The 1,705-nt window shown below is 32.2% G+C and carries 1 protein-coding gene; it reads right to left on the reverse strand.

All coding sequences use genetic code 11. The annotated features are described in order from the left end of the window. Positions 1 to 136: 136 nt before the first annotated feature. Positions 137 to 1,414, reverse strand: coding sequence for an IS110 family RNA-guided transposase (locus HMPREF0072_RS10225; protein WP_004830261.1), 1,278 nt, complete (start codon positions 1,412 to 1,414; stop codon positions 137 to 139). Positions 1,415 to 1,705 lie beyond the last annotated feature (291 nt).

Here is a 1,705-nt window from a genome sequence, read left to right on the forward strand (position 1 = left end):
TTTAATAGACCAACTAAGGAAGTCAATAGTTATTTTAAAAATTTTTTTGAAAAATTTTTAAGTCACAAAACTTAAAAATGTGCATAGCAAATAAACCCCATATATTTTCATTTTTTGAGGCAACACTTTTAATAGTTTATGCGACTAACTTACTTTTTTCTCGAATTAGTTTTTGATGTTCTTCGGGTGTTCTTAACTCAAATGATTTTTGGTTTCTTAGAACAGCAAAAATAATTTGAACCATCTTTCGCATAATTGCACACATTACAACTTTGTATGGTTTTTCAGCTATCTTCTTTTCAAAATAAGCTCGCATAACAGGATTTAAATACTCTCGGTTGCGATTTGGATACACATTAGATTTAGCCAGCATATGGAGAATTGAGCGAACATGAGGTGATCCTCTTTTAGAGATTTTATTGTTTTTCCTATTGTATGTTCCACTTTGGGATACTCCTGGATCCAAGCCAAAGAAGGCAACTAATTCTTTCGGTTTCGAGAAATCGGATATATCTCCAAGCTCTGATAAAACAACACATGCTGTATACTCTCCAACTCCTGGAATACTTTGTAAAAGCACTATTTCTTTATGAAACTTTTCATCTAAAAGTGATAGTCTTTTAATTTCATCATCAATTGCTTTCAAAGCTTCCTGTAAACTGAAAATAACCCTCACAGTTGTTTGAATAAGTACTGCTGAACTAAGGCTTACTATACAAACTTCAATAGATTTTTCAGCAGCTTTAAATAGTTTTTCATATTTTGCTTCGGCATAGGAGCTGCTTTTATGTGAATTTTCTTTTATCAGTTGAATAATATCTTGCTTATTTTCAGGAGATAATACTTCCTGTATAGTAGGATATTTTTCAAGCAAAGACAAAGGTGTTTTCCCTTGCAAATCCGTAAATACTTTCTTGAAATCTGGAAAGGAAATATCTAAAAAAGCGATTAATCGGTTGATGTGTTCCACAATTTCATCCGTCAATTCTTTATGCTGTCTGCAAAGCTTTTTGATACTGTTAACGGTATCTGAGTGTGTAATTGTTTCGTTGTAATTCTTAATACGATATAGCAACGCTATATTATATGCATCTGTTTTATCTGATTTAATTTTTCGGATATTGATATTTTTCAATGCTCCACTTTGAATCGGATTAATTACAATGACTTCGTAATTATGCTTACGGAAAAAATTAGCTAAAATTTGATGATAGTGTGCAGTAGCTTCCATGATAATTACTGCTCTATCTTCGTACTCATCTTCTACCTTTTCAAGTACATAGATGAGCGACTTCATACCAGTAATATCATTAGAAATTTTAAGTCTTTTGATGATGTCATTATTAGGTGATAGAATACAGATATCACTGAAAGCTTTACTCACATCAATTCCTACAACAATTTTTTCTGACATAATATACCTCCTATAATTTGGGATGCCCTGTTAATCCAAAACCACAACAGGCTCACGAGTTATACAGGTAATCAATGAATGAACCTAACCAACCGAAAAGATGAAAGGCAATGGAATGAGGGTGGAGTCTACCAAATGAGTAATTCCTAAGTTGGAAACCCAGCAAGCACATAAAACAATCCCATTTCATCCCTAATATCTATAATTTTATCATAGATGATTAGGTTCATTTTTAAGAACCATGCTTAAAGCTGTTCTTATACTATTAGTATATGAGCAAGCACAGTAAGT

This window comes from Anaerococcus lactolyticus ATCC 51172, assembly GCF_000156575.1.
Classification (GTDB): Bacteria; Bacillota; Clostridia; order Tissierellales; family Peptoniphilaceae; genus Anaerococcus; species Anaerococcus lactolyticus.

Coding starts and splice junctions, on each gene's coding strand:
- HMPREF0072_RS10225 (WP_004830261.1), bottom strand. CDS start 1,414: ATGTCAGAAAAAATTGTTGTAGGAATTGATGTGAGTAAAGCTTTCAGT.